The sequence below is a fragment of the Rhizobacter sp. P3_C12 genome, assembly GCF_056402735.1.
Genome location: NZ_JBFUGW010000457.1, coordinates 1 through 3,098, shown reverse-complemented (window position 1 = coordinate 3,098; position 3,098 = coordinate 1). Strand labels below are relative to the sequence as shown.

The 3,098-nt window shown below is 71.9% G+C and carries 3 protein-coding genes; all 3 read left to right on the top strand.

Annotated elements, in window-relative coordinates; translation table 11 throughout:
• Positions 1-9 precede the first annotated feature (9 nt).
• A complete protein-coding gene (locus AC1DXV_RS33120; protein WP_477937764.1) occupies positions 10-141 on the top strand; it encodes a diguanylate cyclase in 132 nt (43 codons plus the stop codon).
• A 34-nt stretch (positions 142-175) separates the two neighbouring features.
• Positions 176-1,198, top strand: coding sequence for a S1C family serine protease (locus AC1DXV_RS33115; protein ID WP_477937762.1), 1,023 nt, complete (start codon positions 176-178; stop codon positions 1,196-1,198).
• 162 nt (positions 1,199-1,360) lie between these two features.
• Positions 1,361-3,098 (top strand): hypothetical protein (locus tag AC1DXV_RS33110; RefSeq protein ID WP_477937760.1); only part of this gene is annotated, 1,738 nt, incomplete at its 3' end.

Here is a 3,098-nt window from a genome sequence, read left to right as displayed (position 1 = left end):
GCCCAGGGCCTGCACATCACCGTCAGCATCGGCCTGGCGACCTTGCGCGACGGCGAGACCGCCGAGCAGCTGCTGCAGCGCGCCGACGAGGCGCTGTACCGCGCCAAGGCCGAGGGCCGCGACCGCGTGGTGGCCGGATAGAGCGTCCCTTGAAAGCGCAGGGGCCCAGTCCCACATGCGCTGTCTGGAGGATCTCCCCGTGGGTGCCAACGACGCCTTTCTGCTCGATGCCTATTCCGAGACCGTCTCCGGCGTGGTCGAGCGCGCCGGGCCGAGCGTCGCGTCGGTCAAGGTGGTCGGCCACGCCAGCAACCGCGATGCGGCGCTCGKCGGCGGCTCCGGCTTCCTGTTCACGCCCGACGGCTACCTGCTGACCAATTCGCACGTGACGCGCGCCGGCGGCAGCGCGCTGCCGTCGCCGCAGGTCACGCGCCAGCGCGTGTCGCTGAGCGACGGCCGCGAGTTCGATGCGCGCTGGGTCGGCGACGACCCCGACACCGACCTCGCGCTGCTGCACATCGACGGCATGTCGCGCGGCGGGCTCACGCCGCTGCCGATCGGCCGCTCGGCGCTGCTCAGGCGCGGCGAGATCGCGATCGCGATCGGCAACCCGCTCGGCTTCGAGCACACCGTGACGGCCGGCATCGTCAGCGCGCTCGGCCGCAGCATGCGCGCCGGCACCGGCCGGCTGATCCCGGACGTGATCCAGACCGATGCGGCGCTGAACCCCGGCAATTCCGGCGGGCCGCTGCTGAATTCGCGCGGCGAGGTGATCGGCGTCAACACCGCGATCATCCGCGGCGCCCAGTCGATCAGCTTCGCGGTGGCGATCGACATCGCCGAATGGGTGATCCCGCAGCTGCTGCAGCACGGCCGCGTGCAGCGCGGCTACCTGGGCGTGGGCGGCAGCACCACGGCGCTCGACCGGCGCATCGTCGTCGGCCTCGGGCTCGGGCAATCGCACGGCGTGCGGGTGTCGGCGGTCGAGCCGGGCAGCCCGGCCGCGCGCGCCGGCCTGCGCGAGGGTGACCTGCTGGTCGGCATCGACGGCCTGGCGATCGAGTCGGTCGACCGGCTGCACCAGGCGCTCGACGCGAGYCGCATCAACCGCGACTGCGTGCTGAAGCTGCTGCGCGGCAACGCGACCGGCCAGCCGCTGTACCTGACGGTGCGGCCGCTGCCTCAGGCGTCGCGCTGAGACTGAAGGCTCGTCTTCGCCCTGCCCCCTCGAGTTGCGGGGGGGCCGCCTCGCCACCCCCCTAGTTCGCGCTGTCGGACTCGCGCCCGCCTTTTCGTTTTCACAGTCAAGAGATGCCGTCCCGTGCGGCCTTGTCCGTGAATCCAACGAGGAGTGCCTGCCGTGAGTGTTGCCACCATCCCTGCGCCGTTCCTGGCCTTCGACAGCTTCAGCCCGCCGACCGAATCGGAGGCCTCAGCCGGCTACGGCATCTCCGAGCGCGCCGCCACGCGCTCGCCCTTCGTCTCGGTGTACGAGGCCGGCGACGACGAGACGGCATACGACGACCCGATGCGCGAGGCCTACGCCGGCCTGATCGACGAACTGCACGACGAGGAGTTCGACGAGGCGCTGTTCGAGCTCGAATGCCATGCCCGCGCGCTGCACGACCGGCAGCTCGCCGCCGGCATGCCGCGCGGCCAGGCCGACCGGGCGGTGATGCAGCACTTTGCGCCGCTGGTGCGCGAATGCGAGGCGGCGGTCGATGCGATGGCGCAGCAGTTCGGCCCGCGCCAGGGCGCCGGGCTGGTCGAGGGCGAGGTCGATGCCTTCGTCGACGGCTACGCGCCGGCCGCCAGCCACGAGATGCAGCAGGAACCGCAGTTCGAACAGTTTTTCGGCAAGCTCCTCAAGAAGGTCGGCGGTGTCGTGAAGAAGGTCGCCGGCACGGCGATCCAGGGCATCACGAAGCTCACGCTCGGCCCGCTGCTGTCGCGCATCAAGGCGCTGGTGAAACCACTGCTGCAGCGCGTGCTGCAGAAGGCCATCGGCCACCTGCCGGCACCGGTGCAGCCGATCGCGCTGCAGCTCGCGCGCAAGCTCGGCTTCGCACCACCCGAGCCGGCTCCGGCGCCCACGACCGCCACGGCCCCCGATGCCACCGCCGCGGATGCCGCTGCCGCCGGCGTGCAGGACGTGGCCGGCGCCGACGCCCCGCTGCCGCAGCAGGAGTTCGACCAGCAGGTCGCGAACGCCGTGCTCGCGCAGGACGAGACGCAGCTCGACATGGAGATCGCGCAATCGGTCGCGCTCGGCCAGGGCGAGGCGCCGCCGGTGTTCGCCGAGCTCGACGACGCGCGCGAGCGCTTCATCCACGAGCTGCAGGATCTGCGGCCCGGCGAGAGCCCGCAGCCGATGATGGAGAACTTCATCCCGGCCGTGCTGCCGGTGCTGAAGCTGGGCATCCGGCTGATCGGCCGGCCGCGCGTCATCAATTTCCTGTCGCCGCTGCTGGCGAAGTTGATCGCCAACCTGGTCGGCCCGCAGCAGGCGGCGGTGCTGTCGCGCGCGATCGTCGACTCCGGCCTGAAGCTGCTGAGCCTGGAGATGAGCGAGGAGATGACGCCAGAGCAGGAGGCCGGCCTCGCCGCCTCGGCCGTCGCCGCCACCGTCGAGGAGACGGTGGGCCGCATCGCCGCGCTGCCCGACCACGTGCTCGACCAGCCCGAGCTGCTCGAAGGCTATGCGATGGAGGCCTTCGAGCAGGCGGCCGCCGCCAACCTGCCGGCGGTGCTGCCGCCCGGCATCTACCGCCAGCGGCCCGAGCTGCTCGAGGCCGGCCTCGATGCCGGCTGGGTGATGCTGCCGCTGCGCGGACGCAAGCGCTACAAGCGCTGCACACGCGTGTTCGACGTGCGCATCACGCCGCACATGGCCGGCGAGGTCATGAGCTTCGAGGGCGCACCGCTCGCCGACTTCCTGCACGAGCAGCTCGGCCTGCCCGAAGGCGAGGCCGCCGATGCGCAGCTGCACCTCTACGAAGCCCTGCCCGGCACCAGCCTCGCCGACATCGCCCGCAACGAGTTCGAACAGGGCGACGGCTCGGGCGCGCTCGGCAGCCAGGAGCTGCACCCGCTGACGC